The organism is Streptomyces sp. CBMA123, assembly GCF_014596465.1.
GTDB lineage: Bacteria > Actinomycetota > Actinomycetes > Streptomycetales > Streptomycetaceae > Kitasatospora.
The window spans coordinates 18,890-36,033 of the sequence record NZ_MECK01000179.1; the positions used below are offsets into that span (position 1 = coordinate 18,890).

18 protein-coding genes and 1 riboswitch are annotated in these 17,144 nt (G+C 72.2%); of the genes, 12 read left to right on the plus strand and 6 right to left on the minus strand.

Annotation, left to right across the window (positions count from 1 at the left end; translation table 11 throughout):
- Positions 1-334 precede the first annotated feature (334 nt).
- Complete coding sequence (locus tag BG452_RS20675; protein WP_411292981.1) at positions 335-757, plus strand: SsgA family sporulation/cell division regulator; 423 nt, start codon at positions 335-337, stop codon at positions 755-757.
- Positions 758-849: 92 nt separating this feature from the next.
- On the opposite strand, the gene BG452_RS20680 is transcribed toward BG452_RS20675, so the two are convergent.
- A complete protein-coding gene (locus BG452_RS20680; protein ID WP_188305820.1) occupies positions 850-1,230 on the minus strand; it encodes a phage holin family protein in 381 nt (126 codons plus the stop codon).
- 199 nt (positions 1,231-1,429) lie between these two features.
- On the opposite strand from BG452_RS20680, the gene BG452_RS20685 reads away from it, so the two are divergent.
- The 4 genes from BG452_RS20685 to thiC all read left to right on the plus strand — a co-directional run bounded on the left by BG452_RS20685 (position 1,430) and on the right by thiC (position 4,941).
- Positions 1,430-1,747 carry a cupin domain-containing protein gene (locus BG452_RS20685; RefSeq protein ID WP_188305821.1) on the plus strand — a complete coding sequence of 106 codons (318 nt, stop codon included), beginning with the start codon at positions 1,430-1,432 and terminating at the stop codon, positions 1,745-1,747.
- A 30-nt stretch (positions 1,748-1,777) separates the two neighbouring features.
- Complete coding sequence (gene tenA, locus BG452_RS20690) at positions 1,778-2,446, plus strand: thiaminase II (RefSeq protein WP_188305822.1); 669 nt, start codon at positions 1,778-1,780, stop codon at positions 2,444-2,446.
- A gap of 181 nt (positions 2,447-2,627) precedes the next feature.
- Complete coding sequence (locus tag BG452_RS20695) at positions 2,628-2,828, plus strand: DUF5326 family protein (RefSeq protein ID WP_188305823.1); 201 nt, start codon at positions 2,628-2,630, stop codon at positions 2,826-2,828.
- Positions 2,829-2,995: 167 nt separating this feature from the next.
- Positions 2,996-3,132, plus strand: a riboswitch (TPP riboswitch).
- Complete coding sequence (gene thiC, locus BG452_RS20700) at positions 3,127-4,941, plus strand: phosphomethylpyrimidine synthase ThiC (RefSeq protein ID WP_188305824.1); 1,815 nt, start codon at positions 3,127-3,129, stop codon at positions 4,939-4,941. (Overlaps the previous riboswitch by 6 nt.)
- A gap of 112 nt (positions 4,942-5,053) precedes the next feature.
- Here the strand turns inward: thiC and BG452_RS20705 are convergent, their stop codons facing one another.
- Positions 5,054-5,449 carry a VOC family protein gene (locus BG452_RS20705; protein WP_188305825.1) on the minus strand — a complete coding sequence of 132 codons (396 nt, stop codon included), beginning with the start codon at positions 5,447-5,449 and terminating at the stop codon, positions 5,054-5,056.
- A gap of 143 nt (positions 5,450-5,592) precedes the next feature.
- Between BG452_RS20705 and BG452_RS20710 the strand changes: the two genes are divergently transcribed.
- Complete coding sequence (locus BG452_RS20710; protein ID WP_188305826.1) at positions 5,593-6,552, plus strand: LysR family transcriptional regulator; 960 nt, start codon at positions 5,593-5,595, stop codon at positions 6,550-6,552.
- A 75-nt stretch (positions 6,553-6,627) separates the two neighbouring features.
- On the opposite strand, the gene BG452_RS20715 is transcribed toward BG452_RS20710, so the two are convergent.
- From BG452_RS20715 to BG452_RS20725, 3 genes are all read right to left on the minus strand, one after another.
- Positions 6,628-7,470 (minus strand): hypothetical protein, encoded by an 843-nt coding sequence (locus tag BG452_RS20715; protein ID WP_188305827.1) that lies wholly within the window; start codon positions 7,468-7,470, stop codon positions 6,628-6,630.
- Positions 7,471-7,751: 281 nt separating this feature from the next.
- Positions 7,752-9,155: a metallophosphoesterase gene (locus tag BG452_RS20720; RefSeq protein ID WP_411292982.1), complete on the minus strand. Its 1,404-nt coding sequence runs from the start codon at positions 9,153-9,155 to the stop codon at positions 7,752-7,754.
- A gap of 264 nt (positions 9,156-9,419) precedes the next feature.
- On the minus strand, positions 9,420-10,577 hold the full coding sequence (locus tag BG452_RS20725; RefSeq protein ID WP_188305828.1) for a LacI family DNA-binding transcriptional regulator: 1,158 nt from the start codon (positions 10,575-10,577) through the stop codon (positions 9,420-9,422).
- 355 nt (positions 10,578-10,932) lie between these two features.
- Between BG452_RS20725 and hisC the strand changes: the two genes are divergently transcribed.
- The 5 genes from hisC to BG452_RS20750 all read left to right on the plus strand — a co-directional run bounded on the left by hisC (position 10,933) and on the right by BG452_RS20750 (position 16,393).
- Complete coding sequence (gene hisC / locus BG452_RS20730; protein ID WP_188305829.1) at positions 10,933-12,018, plus strand: histidinol-phosphate transaminase; 1,086 nt, start codon at positions 10,933-10,935, stop codon at positions 12,016-12,018.
- Positions 12,019-12,368: 350 nt separating this feature from the next.
- Positions 12,369-13,745 (plus strand): efflux RND transporter periplasmic adaptor subunit, encoded by a 1,377-nt coding sequence (locus BG452_RS20735; protein ID WP_188305830.1) that lies wholly within the window; start codon positions 12,369-12,371, stop codon positions 13,743-13,745.
- Positions 13,746-13,747: 2 nt separating this feature from the next.
- Positions 13,748-14,545 carry an ABC transporter ATP-binding protein gene (locus tag BG452_RS20740; RefSeq protein WP_188305831.1) on the plus strand — a complete coding sequence of 266 codons (798 nt, stop codon included), beginning with the start codon at positions 13,748-13,750 and terminating at the stop codon, positions 14,543-14,545.
- The gene (locus BG452_RS20745) at positions 14,542-15,753 is read left to right on the plus strand and encodes an ABC transporter permease (protein WP_188305832.1); all 1,212 of its coding nucleotides are present in this window, start codon (positions 14,542-14,544) and stop codon (positions 15,751-15,753) included. The genes BG452_RS20740 and BG452_RS20745 overlap by 4 nt, the downstream gene beginning before the upstream one ends.
- A gap of 13 nt (positions 15,754-15,766) precedes the next feature.
- Positions 15,767-16,393: a DUF5666 domain-containing protein gene (locus BG452_RS20750; protein WP_188305833.1), complete on the plus strand. Its 627-nt coding sequence runs from the start codon at positions 15,767-15,769 to the stop codon at positions 16,391-16,393.
- A 117-nt stretch (positions 16,394-16,510) separates the two neighbouring features.
- On the opposite strand, the gene BG452_RS20755 is transcribed toward BG452_RS20750, so the two are convergent.
- Positions 16,511-16,888 carry a nuclear transport factor 2 family protein gene (locus tag BG452_RS20755; protein WP_188305834.1) on the minus strand — a complete coding sequence of 126 codons (378 nt, stop codon included), beginning with the start codon at positions 16,886-16,888 and terminating at the stop codon, positions 16,511-16,513.
- A 59-nt stretch (positions 16,889-16,947) separates the two neighbouring features.
- Here BG452_RS20755 and BG452_RS20760 point away from each other — a divergent pair, with 59 nt between their 5' ends.
- Entirely contained in the window at positions 16,948-17,091 is a 144-nt protein-coding gene (locus BG452_RS20760; protein WP_188305835.1) for a hypothetical protein, read from the plus strand.
- Positions 17,092-17,144: the final 53 nt, after the last annotated feature.

The following is a 17,144-nucleotide window of genomic DNA, read 5'->3' on the forward strand; positions in this document are numbered from 1 at the left end:
TGCTTCCATGGTCGACCATCGGGCGCAGACCGACCGGCCGGCCGGTCGCCCGCCAACTCCGCCAGGAGGTGGGGGCGATGGGCCGGTCGGTCGCGCTCCGACGTTCACCGTTCGGCTTCTGAACCCCCCGTTCCGTCTCCGCGCGCTCCTTGCCGGGCCTGATGATCCCCCTCGTTCACCCTTTGAAAAAGCACCCCTTGTCCACCACACGCCCAAACGTGGACGATGAGGAGCGAACGTGGATTGCTTGCATAAAACCGTCGAAAGCATGCCCGGCCGCCGGTGGAACCCTCATCTCCACACCGAGGCCGGACAGAAGAGAGGCACAGGCGCCATGCAGCACAGCACAGTCCAGGGACACCTGGTGATGAACCTCGTGGTCTCGCCCGACCTGTCCTTCAGCATCGTGGTGGACCTGGCGTACGAGGCCGGCGATCCGTACGCGATCCGGTGCACCTTCCACCTGCCCGGCGACGCCCCGGTCACCTGGGTGTTCGCGCGCGAGCTGCTGCTGGACGGCCTCAGCGGCCCGTCCGGCGAGGGCGACGTGCACATCCACCCGGTCGGCGAGGAGCTCTCGGAGGTCCGCATCGCGCTGCACTCCCCCCACGGGGACGCGCTGCTGAGCGCCCCGACGCCCCCGCTGCTCGCCTTCCTGGCGCGCACCGACCGGCTGGTCCCGATGGGCCAGGAACTCATCGGCCGGGAGCTCGACGCCCAACTCGCGGACATCCTGCGAGGGTGCGACGCGGGGTGAGCGCCCGGGGTGCGACGAAGGGGCCCGTACCCGGTGGACCACCCGGGTACGGACCCCTTTCGCGTCCGCGTGCGACACCGCGCACGACGGTGTCAGTCGTCGTCCAGGGCCAGGTGCAGGCCCCAGGAGACCAGGCTGATGATCAGCGAACCGACCAGCGCGGAACCGAAGTTGACCACGTGGAAGTCCAGTTCCAGCCTGGTCGACGCCCAGGAGGTGAGCAGCAGCATCAGAGCGTTGATCACGAAGGTGATCAGGCCCAGCGTGAGGATGAACAACGGGAACGAGAACAGCTTGACCACCGGCTTGATCAGCCAGTTGATGAGCCCGAAGACGACGGCGACGCCGAGCACCGTCAGCGTCTTGTGCTGCCAGTCGGCCTTGCCCTCGGCGAGTTGGATGCCGCTGACGATCCAGGCGGCGACCCAGATGGCCGCCGCGTTGATCAGTGTTTTGATGACGAAACCCTTCATGCCGCCCAAGCCTGACAGGCGCCCCGGCCCGGGGGAAGCTCCCCTAGGAGGAGCTGGTGTTGAATGCCCCTGGTCCGGGAGGTGGACGGAACGGGCCCGAAGGACGGGTGCGGCGGGTCCGGCCCGGTGTGACGGGTGCGGCGAGTGTGACGGGTGCGGCGGGTTCGCCGGGCGTGACGGGTGAAGGAGGACGGCAGCGGTGAAGATGTTCCGGCTGGACGAACTGGACGCCGAGCGGGCGGCCAATGACGGCGCGTACCTGCGGTTCCTGCGCGAACCCCGGATGTCCGCCGGCCTGTACGCGCTCTCCCCCGGCGACACCGACACCCAGACCGCCCACGACCAGGACGAGATCTACCAGGTGATCAGCGGCCGCGCCGAGCTGACCGTCGGCGCCGAGACCACCACCGTCGCACGCGGCACCGTGGTGTACGTCCCGGCCGGCACCCCGCACCGCTTCCACCACATCACCGAGGACCTGCGGGTCCTGGTGGTGTTCTCCCCGCCGGAGGACTGAGCGCGCCGCACGCGTCGTAGGGTCGGTCGCATGACCCGCAGCCTCACCGACGAGCTCTGGACGTCGATCGAGCCGATCTACGCCGAGATCCTCGCCCACCCCTTCATCGGCGGCCTCACCGACGGCACCCTGCCGCGCGAGGCCTTCCGCCACTTCGTCGTCCAGGACTCCCACTACCTGCGCGACTACGCCCGCGCGCTCGCCGTCTGCGCCGCCAAGGCGCCCGGCGAGGCCGACGTCCGGGCCTTCGCCGACGACGCGGTCGGCGCGCTCGCCGCCGAGCAGGGCATGCACGCCGAGTTCCTGACCGCCTTCGGCGGCACCGCCGAACAGGCCGCCGCCGAACCGGTGCTGCCCACCACCCGGGCCTACACCAGCTACCTGCTGGCCACCGTCTACGGCGGGTCCTTCGCCGAGGCGCTCGGCGCGGTGCTGCCCTGCTACTGGATCTACGCCCGGGTCGGCGAGGCGCTGCTCGCCCAGGGCTCCCCCGACCCGCTGTACGCCAAGTGGATCGCCACCTACGGCGACGAGGCCTTCCAGGCCGTGGTGCGCCGGGTGCTGGCGCTCACCGACCGGCTCGGCGAGGAGCTGTCGGCGGCCGAACGGCGCCGGGTGGTCGAGCACTTCGGGACCACCTCGCGCTACGAGTGGATGTTCTGGGACGCCGCCTGGCGCGGGGAGCGCTGGCCGGTCTGACCCCGCCCCCCGCCGTTTCTCGGGGGTCTTCCCGGGGGTGCGGATCGGGGTGATCTAGGGGTTCTCTCCGGGCCGCCGGCCCTCGTTCCGGCGCCTGCGCCCCCGTACGATCGAAGCATCGGAAGCAAGCGGGATGCGGCCACCGGACGGCAGCCGGCCCGAGGGGAGAAGAGGAACCGACATGGCTGAGCTCTGGAAGTCGCTGCCCTCCTGGGTGCGCAACATCGTCATCCCGGTGCTGGTCCTGGTACTGGCCTGGAACATCATCGCCTTCGTGTTCGGTGTGGTCGGCGCCCTGCTGAGCATCGTGATCAAGCTGCTGGTGGTCGTCGGCATCGCCGCCGCCGTGGTGATCCTGGTCAAGAAGGCCGCCAAGAGCTGACCCCGCTCCGCCCGCCGCGCGGAGCACTTCCGAAGGCCCGGCACCCCGTCCGCGGGGGCCGGGCCTCGGCGTATCCGCGGCCCGTTCCCCGACGGTTCCGTCCGGAGAGCGTCTGGACCTGCGGCGATCGGCTCGCTACCGTGTTGGGCGTCATGTGCAGGCAACACCGCCTGCGACGCGGGAGCTCGGAGCACCGGGCTGAGAGGACGCTGACCGGGACCGTCGACGGACGGACCGACGGCTGCGTCGACCGCAGGAACCTGGACCGGGTAATGCCGGCGTAGGGAGTAGAGGTCAGATGACCACGTTCGAAGCACAGCCGCAGCCTGCCCAGAGCGCCCCCAGCAGCGAGCGCACCGGGTACCCCACCCCGGCCTGGCGCAAGGCCTACCGCGACGGATCCCGCCCCGACCTGCGGGTCCCGTACCGCGAGGTGCAGCTCACCAACGGCCGGACCGTCCCGCTGTACGACACCTCCGGCCCGTACACCGACCCGGCGTACGAGCCCGACGTGCGGCGCGGCCTGCCCGCCCTGCGCGACGCCTGGATCCGCCAGCGCGGCGACGTCGAGGAGTACGACGGCCGCGAGGCGCGCCCCGAGGACGACGGGATCAAGCACACCTCCCCGCGCGGCGGCGACCTGCGCAACCTGGACGCCGTCTTCCCCGGCCGCCCGCGCCGCCCGCTGCGCGGCCGCGGCGGCGTCGCCGTCACCCAACTCGCCTACGCCAAGCGGGGCGTGGTCACGCCGGAGATGGAGTTCGTGGCCCTGCGCGAAGGCCTGGAGCCCGAGTTCGTGCGCGACGAGGTGGCCCGCGGCCGGGCCGTCATCCCGGTCAACGTGAACCACCCCGAGGTCGAGCCGGCCATCATCGGCACCAACTTCCTGGTGAAGATCAACGCCAACATCGGCAACTCCGCCGTCACCTCCTCGATCGAGGAGGAGGTGGAGAAGATGACCTGGGCCACCCGCTGGGGCGCCGACACCGTCATGGACCTCTCCACCGGCCGCAACATCCACACCACCCGCGAGTGGATCCTGCGCAACTCCCCCGTGCCGATCGGCACCGTGCCGCTCTACCAGGCCCTGGAGAAGGTCGACGGCAAGGCCGAGGAGCTCAGTTGGGAGGTCTACCGCGACACCGTCATCGAGCAGTGCGAGCAGGGCGTCGACTACATGACCGTCCACGCCGGCGTGCTGCTGCGGTACGTCCCGCTCACCGCGCGCCGCAAGACCGGCATCGTCTCGCGCGGCGGCTCGATCATGGCGGCCTGGTGCCTGGCACACCACCAGGAGAACTTCCTCTACACCAACTTCGAGGAACTCTGCGACATCCTCGCCACCTACGACGTCACCTTCTCGCTCGGTGACGGCCTGCGCCCCGGCTCCATCGCCGACGCCAACGACGAGGCGCAGTTCGCCGAACTGCAGACCCTCGGCGAGCTCGGCCGGATCGCCCGCGAGCGCGACGTCCAGGTGATGATCGAGGGCCCGGGCCACGTCCCGATGAACAAGATCAAGGAGAACATGGATCTCCAGAAGGAGATCTGCGACGAGGCGCCGTTCTACACCCTCGGCCCCCTCACCACCGACGTCGCCCCCGGCTACGACCACATCACCTCGGGCATCGGCGCCGCCATGATCGCCTGGTGGGGCACCGCGATGCTCTGCTACGTCACGCCCAAGGAGCACCTGGGCCTGCCCAACCGGGACGACGTCAAGACCGGCGTGATCACCTACAAGATCGCCGCCCACGCCGCCGACCTCGCCAAGGGCCACCCCGGCGCCCAGGCCTGGGACGACGCCCTCTCCGACGCCCGCTTCGAGTTCCGCTGGGAGGACCAGTTCAACCTGGCCCTCGACCCGGAGACCGCCCGCGCCTTCCACGACGAGACCCTCCCCGCCGAACCCGCCAAGACGGCCCACTTCTGCTCGATGTGCGGCCCGAAGTTCTGCTCGATGAAGATCTCCCAGAAGATCCGCGACGAGCACGGCGACGGCTCCACGGCCGTCACCGGCGACTTCGACGCCGAGGCGCTGGCCGGCATGGCGGAGAAGTCCGCCGAGTTCGCCGCCCAGGGCAACCGGGTCTACCTCCCCCTGGCCGACTGACTCACCCGCGGCCGAGCGCCGTCCCGATCGACTCGGGACGGCGCTCCGTGGTCCGCCGTCCGGTGCCCGCCCCGGGCCTCCCCCGTGGGGCCGGGGCGGGCACCGCGCCGTTTCAGCTGGTGGCGTCGGCGGCGTCCTGGGGGTACCAGCGGAGTTCGACGGTGTTGCCGTCCGGGTCCTGGACGTAGAGGGAGGTGGCGGTGCCGCGGGCGCCGTAGCGGGGGCCGGGGCCGTCGAGGACGGTGAAGACGCCCGAGTCGACGACCTCCTGCCAGTCGAGGGGTTCGACGGTGAGGCAGATGTGGTCGACGTTGGACTCGTGGCGGGGGCGGTGGAACAGGTCGATGATCGTCTCGGGGCTGACCCGGACGGAGGGGAAGGAGACCTTGCCGGCCCGCCACTCGTCGACCCGGACCGGCTCCAGGCCGAGGAGGCCGGTGTAGAAGGCGAGCGACCGCTCGATGTCGGCGACGTTGAGGACCAGGTGGTCGAGGGCGACGACGCGCATGGTGATCGGCTCCGGTGGTGTGGGTTCGCTGGTGACGGGGTCAACGATCCTCCGACCCGGAGCGATCATCAATGGCGGATCACCGTACGATCGTTGAGCAGGACTAAACGATGCGGGAACGGTGCGTGGTTCGAGGGGGCGGCATGCTGGAGCGGCTGGAGACCGAGGTCTTCCTCGCGCTCGCCGGGGAACTACACTTCGGCCGGACCGCGGAGCGGCTGGGCCTGAGCACCGGCCGGGTCAGTCAGGTGGTCCAGCGGCTGGAACGCCGGATCGGCGCCCCGCTGTTCGAGCGCACCAGCCGGTCCGTCCGGCTCACCCCGGTCGGGCGGCAGCTGGCCGGGGACCTCGCCCCGGTGGTGGCCGCGATGGAGGAGGCGGTGCGCCGGGCGGTGGACGCCGGCCGGGGGGTGACCGGTGAGCTGCGGGTCGCGTTCCTCGGGGAGTGGACGGCGCCGGTGCTGCTCAGGGCGGTCGCGCTGTTCGGCGAGCGGCACCCGGACTGCCGGGTGGACGTCCGGGAGGTGCAGCTCTCCAACTCCCGTTCCAGCCTGGAGGACGGCTCGATCGACGTGCTGGTCGCCTCCCACCCCTTCGACGGCATGGCGCTCGGCCCGGTCCTGCTCACCGAGCAGCGCGCCCTGGCGGTGCCGGCCGGGCACCCGCTGGCCGCCGAGGAGTCGGTGTCGCTCGAAGTGCTCGGCGACCACCCGGTGGTCCAGTACCCGTCCATGACCTCGATCGGCTTCAAGCGGGACCGCACCCCCGACCGCACCCCGTCCGGCCGCCCCGTCCCCAAGGGCCCCTCGGGCAGCACGTTCTCCGAGATGCTCAGCCTGGTCGCGATGGGCCGCGGAGTCCTTCCCGTCGGCCAGCACTGCCGCCACTACTACCCCCGCCCCGACCTCGCCTACGTCCCCATCCACGACGCCCCGCCGATCCGGCGCGGCCCGGTCTGGCTCCCGGCCAACACCACCGAGCGCGTCCGCGAGTTCATCCGCGCGGCGGCCGAGGTGGCGGCCGCGGTGGACGTCCGGCTGGACGGGGAGGAACGCGCGGCCCCGGAGGCGCCGTACACGCCCCGGCCGGCGACCGGGTTCTGAGGAGCCGGCTGCCTGGCAGCGGTCCCGGATCCGGCTGCGCGGCGGCAGTCCCGGGGCGTCGTCCCCGGGGGCGGCTCAGCCGACGTCGTCCGGGCCGGTGAAGTCGGGCGGGGTGTAGCCCGGGCCGGTGAAGTCGGGCGGGGTGAAGGCGGCGGGGCGGGAGGTGCGGCCCTCGGGGTCGGTGATGCCGTCGGGGCCGGGGCTGGTGAAGGCCGGCGGGCTGTAGCCGGGGCTGGTGAAGTCCGGGCTGGTGAAGCCGGGGGCCGGGCGGCCGGGGACGGCGGGCAGCTGGGCGTGGAGGTACGGCAGCAGGCCGCGTTCGCGCAGGGCGGTGCGCCATTCGGTGCGGGCGGCGGTGAGTTCGGCGACGAGCTCGGGGTCGGTGCCGGCCGGGACGGCGGCGGCGCCGTCGCGTATGGCGGTGAGCAGCAGGCCGATGATGCCGACGGCCATGGCGGCGACGCCGGCGGCGAGCGCGACCCAGCCGGCGGTGACCATCGAGCGGCCGAGGGTGAGGCCCGAGTCGGTGGCGCGCAGCAGGTAGCCGACCAGCAGGAGGACGAGTGCGGCGGCCCAGGCGAGGATCGGGGTGAGCACGGTGAGGACGGGGAACAGCCCGGCGCCGCCGTTGGCGGAGCGCAGCTGGCTGAGCAGTCCGGGGGCGTACGGTTCGACGTCGGCGGGCGGCGGGGGTGTGGCGCGCAGGCTCTCGCGCAGCGCGGTGTAGTGGGCGTACTCGGTGGCGGCCGCGGTGTTGATGCGGTCGGCGTCGCGCAGGGCGAGGACGCGGAGCTGGTCGGTGGTGAGCGCGCCAGGGGCGCGCAGGGCGGTGAGGACGGTGCGGTCGCGCAGGGCTTCGCCGAGGAGGCGCTCGTACTCCGGGCGGTCCTCGGCGAGCAGCGGTGGGGGGTTGGACATGGGGACCCCGTTCATGCGGACCCCGGTCGGCGGCGAGGAGGCGGGACCGCATCGGGGACGCGGGACACCCTCAGGGCGCCGGGGCGGGCGCGGAGGCGGGCCGCCGGACGGGCGGCCGGGTGTGGTGTGCCTCATGGTAGGGGCGGGTGCGGCCGTGCTGACAGTCGGTTTCCGGAATTTCGCGCCCCGGGCCGCGCGCGTGCAGGGGCGTGCGCGCCGGGAACAACTGTTCCAGTGACGGTCCCGAACTGCTCCGGCGCCGGTCCCGAATTGACCGAAGGTCAGATCGGCAGCCGCGCGACCAGCAGCCGGCCCTCCATGGTGACCCCGCCGTCCATCGCCACCGCCAGGTCGTCCGCGTACACGTACGGCCCCGGGATGTGCGGCGGCTGCCCGTCGTCCGCGTGCACCGCGCCGGTGAGGTACGGGATCGGGCTGTGCCCGTGCACGATCCGGGAGCCGCCGAAGGTGTCGAGCAGCTCGTGGACGGCCGTCGGCCCGGCGTCGCCGCGGAAGGCGAAGCGCTTGGTGAAGCGGCGGAAGCAGTCCCACCACTCGTCCACGCTGCCGTCGGCGAGCAGGCTGTGCACCGCGTCGTTGACGTCGGGGATGGACTCGCCGTACTCCAGGTACGCGGTGGTGTCGGAGTGCAGCAGCAGGTGCCCGTCCTCCAGGCCCATGGCGGGCAGCCGGGAGAGCCAGCTGATGTGGTGGGCCTCCAGCCGGTCCAGGTCGTTCTGCTGGCCGCCGTTGAGCCGCCAGGCGGCGAGGAAGGAGGCGGTGCCCGCGGTGGACTGGACGGGCTCGTCGCCGTACCTGGCGGCGCCGAGGAAGAGCAGTTCGTGATTGCCCATCAGGGCGCGGCAGTAGCCACCGGCGGCGGCGGCCTCGGCGGCGAGCTGCATGACCAGGTCGATGACGCCGATGCCGTCCGGGCCGCGGTCGGTGAAGTCGCCGAGGAACCAGATCCGGGCGCGGCCGGCCGACCAGTGGCCGTCGGCGTCGATCAGGCCCTGGTGGTGCAGTTCGGTGCGCAGTTCCTCGAGGTAGCCGTGCACGTCGCCGACGACGTAGACCGGGCCGGGCGGCTCGCCGGGGCCGGGGGCCGGGTACGGGTAGGTCGGCGCGGCGGGGTCGGGCAGCGGCGGACCGAGTTCGATGGTCGGCGGGTCGTCGCGGTCGGCGAGCTGGTCGGTGAGCTGCCCCGGGTGCTGCTCGGTGAGCTGGAGGGCCGGGGAGGGCTGGTCGGGCAGGGTGGGCTCGTAGCCGGGGTGCTCCTGGGACTCGTACCCGGAGTGGTCCTGGGCGTCGTAGCCGGGGTGGTCCTGGGCGTCGTAGCCGCCCTCGTAACCGCCCTGTCCCTGGCCCTGTGCCTGGCCCTGTCCATGGCCCTGTCCCTGGCCCTGGGGGGAGAACAGCGGTGACTGGTCGGCCGGCCCCTGGTCGGTGCCGACCGCCTGGGCGTGCACGGTGTGTCCGTGTCCCTGGCCGTCGGGCCAGTGCTGCTCCAGGTAGCGGGCGCCGCCGTAGCCGCTGTAGGTCTCCGCTTCGTACGGGGTGTTCTGGTAGCCCGGGGCGGGCTCGGGTTCGTAGTAGGTGCCGTACGGCAGCACGTCGAGGTCCGGCTGGTGGCGGGGGCCTGAGTGGGGGTGCTCAGGTCCGGGGAAGCGGTCCTCGGGTGTCATTCGCCCATCATAGGAAGACCACTCTCCCGCCGTCGTCACCTGGTGGGTATCCAATCCTCCGGAGCGTCAGCCGGGCGGTCCCGCAAGGTCCGTTTTGTCCCGGCTCGGTAGGGTCTCGTGGGGTCTCGCCGCCGTGGTGGGGGCTTCTCAGGGGGCCTCCGGGGGCCTCTCGGGGGGGTGTCCCGGGCTTCCCGGAGGGCTTCCGGGGGGGCGTGGCGCGGGCTTTCCGCGCGGGGCGGGTGAGGTCCGGGCCTCACCCGCCCCCTACACCTCGCCCGGCGGCCGGGGCGGGCTGACGGTGGTGCGCGGGCTCCGTCGCTGGGAGGAGGCGCGGACGATCAGCTCGGTCGGCATCAGGGTGCCGGGCGGCGGCCCGGTGCCGGCGGTGCGGAAGCGCGGTGGGAAGAGCCGGGCGATGTCCACGCCCGTCCCGGAGTCGACTCCCTCGATGGCGTCGATGAGCAGGTTGACGACGGTGGTGCCGATCTTGCGCGGCTTGAGCGAGAGGGTGGTGATCGGCGGTTCGGTGGTCGCGTAGACGTCGCTCTCGCTGCAGCAGACCAGCAGCAGGTCGTCGGGCACCCGCAGGCCGTACCGGCGGGCGGCGGCGAGCAGGTCGGTGCCGTTGGGGTCGAACAGGCCGTACACGGCGTCCGGGCGGTCCGGGCGGGCGAGCAGCCGGTCGGCGGCGACGGCTCCGGCGGCCGGGTCGTGGGCCGGGTAGGCCTCGTACACCGGCTCCTGGCCGACCTTGGCGCACCAGCCGAGGTAGGCCTCGGTGGAGAGCCGGGTGTAGGTGTCGGTGCTGGTTCCGGTGAGCAGGCCGATCCGGCGGGCGCCCGCTTCGGAGAGGTGGTCGAGGATGCCGAGCACGGCGGCCTCGTGGTCGTTGTCGACCCAGGCGGTGACCGGGCAGTTGCCGGGCTTGCCGTCGCTGACCACCGGCACGCCGGACCGGTACAGCTCGCTGACCAGGGGGTCCTGGTCGGGCGGGTCGATCACCACGGTGCCGTCCAGGGCGATGTTGCCCCAGACATCGTGGCGGGAGGAGGCGGGCAGCACCACCAGCGCGTAGCCGCGGCCGAGGGCGGCGCTGGTGGCGGCCCGGGCCATCTCGGCGAAGTACGCGAACTCGGTGAAGGTGAAGGGTTCTTCGCCGTACGTCGTGACGGTCAGTCCGATCAGGCCGGACCGTCCGGTGCGCAGGGTGCGGGCGGCCGCCGAGGGGCGGTAGCCGAGGCGCTCGGCGACCTCGCGCACCCGGCTGCGGGTCTCGTCGGGTAGGCGGCCCTTTCCGTTCAGCGCATCGGAGACGGTGGTGATCGACACTCCGGCGGCTGCTGCCACATCCCGGATGCCGGCCCGCTCCAGACGCCGTGAGGTGGTGGGCCGCCGACCGCTCTGGTTGGCTGCTGCTGTCATGGCGGACCGATCGTATGGCTCCTGCCAAGGGTCTGTGACCGGCGCATCGGGAGCCTTCGGAGATACGTTTCTCCAAGAGTGATCCCGGGTGCGCCCCTTCGATACCCTCCTGAAACCAGCCGACTTACCTCTGACATGTGCCAAAGGAACCGGGCAGAATGGCTGATCTGCGCCTGTCACCCGTCCGGGCATCTCACTCCTACGGGTGAGGGTGGTCGGTATCGTGCAAGACACCCGACCGGGGTGGTCCGGGCGCGCCCCGCGATCCCGGGGGCGCAGCCGGGTCCCGGGGTGCGGCGGCGATCCCGACCGTACGAGGGCGGGCCGACCGGCAGAGACACGAAGGAGTACGACCGTGAGCAGTGGTACCTCAGCGCAGGGCCCGCGCCTGCGCCCGAGCCTGGACGGCATCCCCACCTACAAGCCCGGCAAGCCGGCCGGCGCCGACGCCTACAAGCTGTCCTCGAACGAGAACCCGAACGACCCGCTGCCCGGCGTCCTGGAGGCGGCGGTCGCGGCGGCCGGCTCGTTCAACCGCTACCCGGACATGGGCGTCAGCGAGCTGACCGCCGTCCTCGCCGAGCGCTTCGGCGTGCCCACCGAGCACATCGCCCTCGGCACCGGCTCGGTCGGCGTCGCCCAGTCGCTGGTGCTGGCCACCGCCGGCCCGGGCGACGAGGTGATCTTCGCCTGGCGCTCCTTCGAGGCCTACCCGATCATCACCCAGATCGCCGGCGCCACGCCCGTGCCCGTCCCGCTCAAGGCCAACGGCGACCACGACCTGGACGCGATGCTCGCCGCCGTCACCCCCGACACCCGGCTGATCTTCGTCTGCAACCCCAACAACCCCACCGGCAACGTGATCCACCGCGCCGAGCTGGAGCGCTTCCTGGACGCCGTCCCCGGCGACGTCCTGATCGTCGTCGACGAGGCGTACATCGAGTTCATCCGCGACCCCGAGGTGCCCAACGGCATCGACCTCTACCGCGACCGCCCCAACGTCTGCGTGCTGCGCACCTTCTCCAAGGCGTACGGCCTGGCCGGCCTGCGGGTCGGCTTCGCGATCGCCCACGAGCCGGTCGCGGCCGCCCTGCGCAAGACCGCCGTCCCGTTCGGCGTCAGCCAGCTCGCCCAGGACGCCGCCGTTGCCTCGCTGCGCGCCGAGGAGGCGCTGCTGGTGCGGGTGGAGGCGCTGGTCGGGGAGCGCGACCGGGTCGTCTCCGGGCTGCGCGCCCAGGGCTGGGACGTCCCGGACTCGCAGGCCAACTTCGTCTGGCTCGGGCTCGGCGAGCGCTCGGCGGACTTCGCCGCGGCCTGCGGCGAGGCCGGGGTGATCGTCCGGCCGTTCCCGGAGGGCGTGCGGATCTCGATCGGCGAGGCCGAGGGCAACTCGATCTTCCTGGCGGTGGCGGAGGCCTTCCGCAAGGAGATCGAGGGCTGAGGTCCGTCGGGCTTCCCGTTCTTTCCGTTCTCTCCGTTCTTCCGATTGTTCCTGTTCTTCCTGCCGTTCCCGTTCTTTCCGTTCGCAGGGGCGCCCTCCGTGAGGGGTGCGCCCCTGCGGCGTTCCGGTGCCCGGGGGCTGGGGGACGGGAGTGGTTTTCTGAGGAAACCCTCCCGGATGACCGGGGATCGCTGGGAGAGCGCTGGGAGTTCGGCCAACGTCCGCCCAGGCACCGGCCAAGCTGCCCGCGCGGGGTGGGCGGTTCGGGCGGAATGCCCGGATCCGGCCGGTCAGTCTCCTCCCAGCCGGTGCCCAGGGCAGCGCAAGAGCACCCGGCGAAGCTGTGCGCCATGAAGGTGCTCCCACGGCGGCGAGGTGCCGTCCTCGTCAACTCAGCGCTCGGCGTGGCTCTGCTGGGCGGTGCGGCCCTGGTGTACGCCACGGTCGACGGCAGCGGCGGCACGGCCGCCGCCAAGCCGGCCGCCCGTACGGCGACCGTGACCAAGGGGACGGTCCTGGCCACCGTGTCCGGAACCGGCACACTGGCCTCCCCGACCGACGCGGCCCAGGACTTCGCCACCGGCGGGCGGCTCACCGCCGTCAAGGTCGCGGTGGGGGACGCCGTCAAGAAGGGCCAGGTGCTGGCGACGGTCGACACCACGGCGGCCCAGCAGCAGGTGGACGCCGCCCAGGCGGCGCTCACCACCGCGAATGCCAACCTCACCAAGGCGCAGGCCGGGGTCACCACGACGACCACCGAACCCCTGCCCGGCGCCACCACCCCTCCGTCGAACAGCGGCGGCGGGGGCGGTGGGGGTCACGGGGCGGGCGGGAGCAGTACGCCCGCCCCGCAGACCACCACCATCACCACCACCAAGGTCGACGACGCGGCGGTGGCCCAGGCCCAGCAGCAGGTCGCGACCGCGCAGACCAACCTCACCAACGCCCAGGCGGCGCTGACCGGTACGACGCTCACCGCCTCGGTGGACGGGACGGTCGCCTCGGTCTCGGCGAAGGTCGGGGACACGGTGGGCGCCTCGGCCTCGGGCTCCTCGGCCTCCTCCGCTTCCTCGGCCAAGTCCTCCGGGTCGAGCGCGGGTTCGGGCACCCCGAGCGGCTTCATCGTGCTGACCAACCCGACCGGGATGCAGGTCACCGCCAACTTCTCCGAGCTGGACTCGCTCAAGCTGAAGAAGGGCGAGGCGGCCACCGTCACGCTGAACGCCCAGTCCGACACCAAGCTCAACGCGACCGTCCTGTCGGTCAGTTCGCTGCCGTCGAGCAGCGGAAGCGGCGCGGCCGGCGGCTCCGCCGTCCAGTACGCGGCCACCCTGCAGCTCAACGGGGACACCAGCACCCTGCGCACCGGCCTCAGCGCCACCGTCCAGGTGATCACCGGCGAGGCCGACAACGCGCTCTCGCTGCCGACCTCGGCGCTGTCCGGCACCGGGGCCTCGCGCACCGCGACGGTGGTGCACGAGGACGGGACCACCGCGCGGGTCGACGTCGGCGTGGGCGTCGAGGGCGACAGCACGGTGCAGGTGGTCTCCGGACTCAACCAGGGCGACAAGGTCGAACTCCCCACCACCAGCGGCAACAACGGCTTCCCGAGCGGGTCCTTCCCGGGCCTGGGCGGCGGCGGTGGCCGGGGCGGCAACGGCGGCGCGGTCGGGATCCCCGGTGGCGGCGGTGCCGGTGGCGGCAGCGGCCGGGGCGGTAAGGGCTGAGCATGCAGCACGTCATCGACAACCGCGTCCCCGCGCACCCCGTACCGGTGATCCGGATCAGCCGGCTCACCAAGTCGTACGGGCACGGCGACGCCACCGTGCACGCCCTGCGCGGCCCGTCCCGGCCCGGGACGGACGAACCGGCGGGCGTCGACCTGGACATCGAGCAGGGCGACTACGTTGCCGTGATGGGCAGTTCGGGCTCCGGCAAGTCCACCCTGATGAACATCCTCGGCTGCCTCGACGTCCCCACCTCCGGCCGCTACCTGCTGGACGGCACCGACGTCGGCCACCTGGACGAGCAGCAGCTCGCCCTGGTCCGCAACCGCAAGATCGGCTTCGTCTTCCAGTCCTTCAACCTCGTCCCCCGCACCACCGCCCTCGCCCAGGTCGAGCTGCCGCTCGCCTACGCGGGCGTCCGGGCGGCGGAACGCCGGCGGCGGGCGCTGGCCGCGCTGTCGCTGGTCGGCCTCGGCGAGCGGTCCGGGCACAAGCCCAACCAGCTCTCCGGTGGCCAGCAGCAGCGCGTCGCGGTGGCGCGGGCGCTGGTCACGGCCCCGGCGATGCTGCTCGCGGACGAGCCGACCGGGAACCTGGACAGCCGCTCGACGGAGGACGTGCTGGGCCTGATCGACGGGCTCAACGCCACCGGCCGTACGGTCGTGCTGATCACCCACGAGGACGAGGTCGCCCGGCACGCCAAGCGGGTGCTGCGGCTGGTCGACGGACAGATCGTCAGCGACGTCCGGCAGGCGCCGGTGGACGGGCCGCCGCCCGCGATGCCGGGGGTGCCCGCATGATCCTCTGGCAGACACTCCGCTTCGCGGTCGGCGGCCTGGCCGCCAACAAGGTGCGCTCGGCGCTCACCATGCTGGGGGTGCTGATCGGCGTCGCCTCGGTGATCCTGTTGCTGGCGGTGGGCAACGGCTCGTCCCAGGCGGTGAAGGACTCGATCACCTCGCTCGGGACCAACTCGCTGACGGTCAGCGCCGGTTCGGCGTCCGGTGGCGCGCGGGCCACGTCGTCGGTGAAGAAGCTGACGGTCGCCGACGCCAAGGCGCTGGCGAGCGACGCCGACTCCTCGGCGATCAAGTCCGTGGCGCCGGTGGTGACGACGAGCGGGACGGCGCTGTACGGGAACGTCTCGTACAGCCCCGGTTCGATCGTCGGGACGTACCCCGCCTACTTCGAGACCTCCAACCAGAAGGTCTCCCACGGCGAGTACTTCACCGATGACGACGTGCTCGGCTCCCGCAAGGTCGCGGTGCTCGGCGCCACGACCGCCAAGCAGCTGTTCGACACCGAGGACCCGGTCGGGAAGAAGATCGTGCTCGGTGGGACACCGTTCACGGTGGTGGGCGTGCTCGCCGCCAAGGGCGGCAGCGGGTTCACCGACCCCGATGACGTGGTGATCGCACCGCTGCCGACCGTGCAGAACGCGTTCACCGGATTCGGACCGGTCAACCAGATCCTGGTGCAGGCCTCCTCCGCCGACACCACGACGGCGGCGCAGTCCGACATCACCCGGGTGCTGCTCGGCACCCACGCCATCGCCGACCCGACCAAGGCCGACTTCCGGATCACCAACCAGGCGTCCCTGCTGACGGCTCGGGAGAGCACGACCAAGACCTTCACCGTGCTGCTCGGCGCGGTCGCGGCGATCTCGCTGCTCGTCGGCGGGATCGGGATCACCAACATCATGCTGGTGACGGTGACCGAGCGGACCCGCGAGATCGGCATCCGCAAGGCGCTCGGCGCCCCCCGGGCCGTGATCCTCGGGCAGTTCCTCACCGAGTCGACCCTGCTGTCGGTGATCGGCGCGGGGTTGGGCGTGGCCGCCGGGATCGTCGGCTCGCACTTCAGCATCGTCGGCATCAAGCCGGTGGTGATCCCCGCCTCGGTGCTCGGCGCGTTCGGCATCGCCGTCGCCATCGGACTGTTCTTCGGCAGCTACCCCGCCAACCGGGCCGCCTCACTGCGGCCGATCGACGCCCTCCGGCATGAGTAGGAGCACTTCTTCGATGGAGCACGACGAACAGGTCGCCCTGCTGTCCACCCCGCCGGACGCACGCGACGTGAGCGCGGAACTGGCCGCGCCGCCCCGGCGGAAGCTGCCCTGGCTCTCGCTGGTCCTCACGGGCGGAGTGATCGCGACCGTGGCGTTCGCGGGCGGGGTCTGGTACCAGCAGGGCAACGGGACCTCCTCCTCCGGCGCGAAGTCCGCCGCTCGGCCCGCGACCGCCGCAGGTGCCTCTGCGGGGGGCGGGTACGGCGGCGGGCAGGCGGGCGGCCGGCGCGGTGGTCAGGGTCAGGGCCAGGGCCAGGGGCAGGGCGGCGGCCAGGGTGGTGGACAGGCCGGCTTCACGCGCGGGACGGTCAAGGCCGTCGACGGGACGACGGTGTACCTGACCGACGCCAACGGCAACACCGTCAAGGTCACCACGGCCGACTCCACCAAGGTCCAGCTCAACAAGGAGGGCAAGGTCGCCGACCTCCAGCCCGGTCAGAGCGTCACCGTCGTCGGCACACCGGACTCCAACGGCGGCTACAACGCCAGCCAGCTCGTCGAGGGCGCCGCCGGCGGCTTCGGCGGTGGCGGTGGCTTCGGCGGCGGTGGCGGCGCACCCAGGAACCCGTCCGGCGGCTGACCCGAACCGTCGGACGCCCGCGAGGCCCTCGCCTTCCCAGGCGAGGGCCTCCGCGTGTTCAGTCGCCGTCGAGGGCGGAGTCCAGCTCGTACCAGACCACAGCGGCAGCAGGACGACTCAGGAGGCGGACGGCTCGATCTCCCCCGCGAAGACGATGAACTGGTCGATGAGGCTCCGTCGCAGATGGACGACGTCCGTTCCCGCCAGGCGGGGGCCTCCGTCAGGCGTGGTGAAGACCCACTGGTACCGGGCCCATTCGTCAGGCATGTCCACCGCCGAGCAGCGCACCATCGTGCCGGGCCCCGCCGGGTGGTGCCGGATGTCCAGCACGAACCGCTCGACCGCCGCGATTCCTTCGCTGCGACCCAACGGTCCCCAGAAGACCACGTCCGAGGTCAGGGCCTGGGAGAGCAGGGCCGTCACATAGCTGTCGTCCGAGGCGTTGAACGCGGAGATGAACGTGTCGATCGCGGAGCGTGCGGTCTCTTCCTGCATACCCCAGTAATACCAGCCGTTTCGCGTCCGCTCGTCCCACGAGCCGCCTTCCGGTCACGGTGAACCGTCCCGGTCACAGCACCGGCCCCGCAGGGCAGAAGTCGTCCTTCAGCAGCTCCGGCGATACCGGTGGGAAGGTGGAGCCCGGGCTCCACCGGGGCGCCAAGGCCGGCGAGTTCGACCACCTGACCGCCGCCTTCTGACGGATCGTTCCGGCGGCCTCCCGCTCCCCGCGGGGGGTGGGTCTGGCCCCACC

Coding starts and splice junctions, on each gene's coding strand:
- BG452_RS20675 (WP_411292981.1), top strand. CDS start 335: ATGCAGCACAGCACAGTCCAGGGACACCTGGTGATGAACCTCGTGGTC.
- BG452_RS20680 (WP_188305820.1), bottom strand. CDS start 1,230: ATGAAGGGTTTCGTCATCAAAACACTGATCAACGCGGCGGCCATCTGG.
- tenA (WP_188305822.1), top strand. CDS start 1,778: ATGACCCGCAGCCTCACCGACGAGCTCTGGACGTCGATCGAGCCGATC.
- BG452_RS20695 (WP_188305823.1), top strand. CDS start 2,628: ATGGCTGAGCTCTGGAAGTCGCTGCCCTCCTGGGTGCGCAACATCGTC.
- thiC (WP_188305824.1), top strand. CDS start 3,127: ATGACCACGTTCGAAGCACAGCCGCAGCCTGCCCAGAGCGCCCCCAGC.
- BG452_RS20705 (WP_188305825.1), bottom strand. CDS start 5,449: ATGCGCGTCGTCGCCCTCGACCACCTGGTCCTCAACGTCGCCGACATC.
- BG452_RS20710 (WP_188305826.1), top strand. CDS start 5,593: ATGCTGGAGCGGCTGGAGACCGAGGTCTTCCTCGCGCTCGCCGGGGAA.
- BG452_RS20715 (WP_188305827.1), bottom strand. CDS start 7,470: ATGTCCAACCCCCCACCGCTGCTCGCCGAGGACCGCCCGGAGTACGAG.
- BG452_RS20720 (WP_411292982.1), bottom strand. CDS start 9,155: ATGACACCCGAGGACCGCTTCCCCGGACCTGAGCACCCCCACTCAGGC.
- BG452_RS20725 (WP_188305828.1), bottom strand. CDS start 10,577: ATGACAGCAGCAGCCAACCAGAGCGGTCGGCGGCCCACCACCTCACGG.
- BG452_RS20735 (WP_188305830.1), top strand. CDS start 12,369: ATGAAGGTGCTCCCACGGCGGCGAGGTGCCGTCCTCGTCAACTCAGCG.
- BG452_RS20740 (WP_188305831.1), top strand. CDS start 13,748: ATGCAGCACGTCATCGACAACCGCGTCCCCGCGCACCCCGTACCGGTG.
- BG452_RS20745 (WP_188305832.1), top strand. CDS start 14,542: ATGATCCTCTGGCAGACACTCCGCTTCGCGGTCGGCGGCCTGGCCGCC.
- BG452_RS20750 (WP_188305833.1), top strand. CDS start 15,767: ATGGAGCACGACGAACAGGTCGCCCTGCTGTCCACCCCGCCGGACGCA.
- BG452_RS20755 (WP_188305834.1), bottom strand. CDS start 16,888: ATGCAGGAAGAGACCGCACGCTCCGCGATCGACACGTTCATCTCCGCG.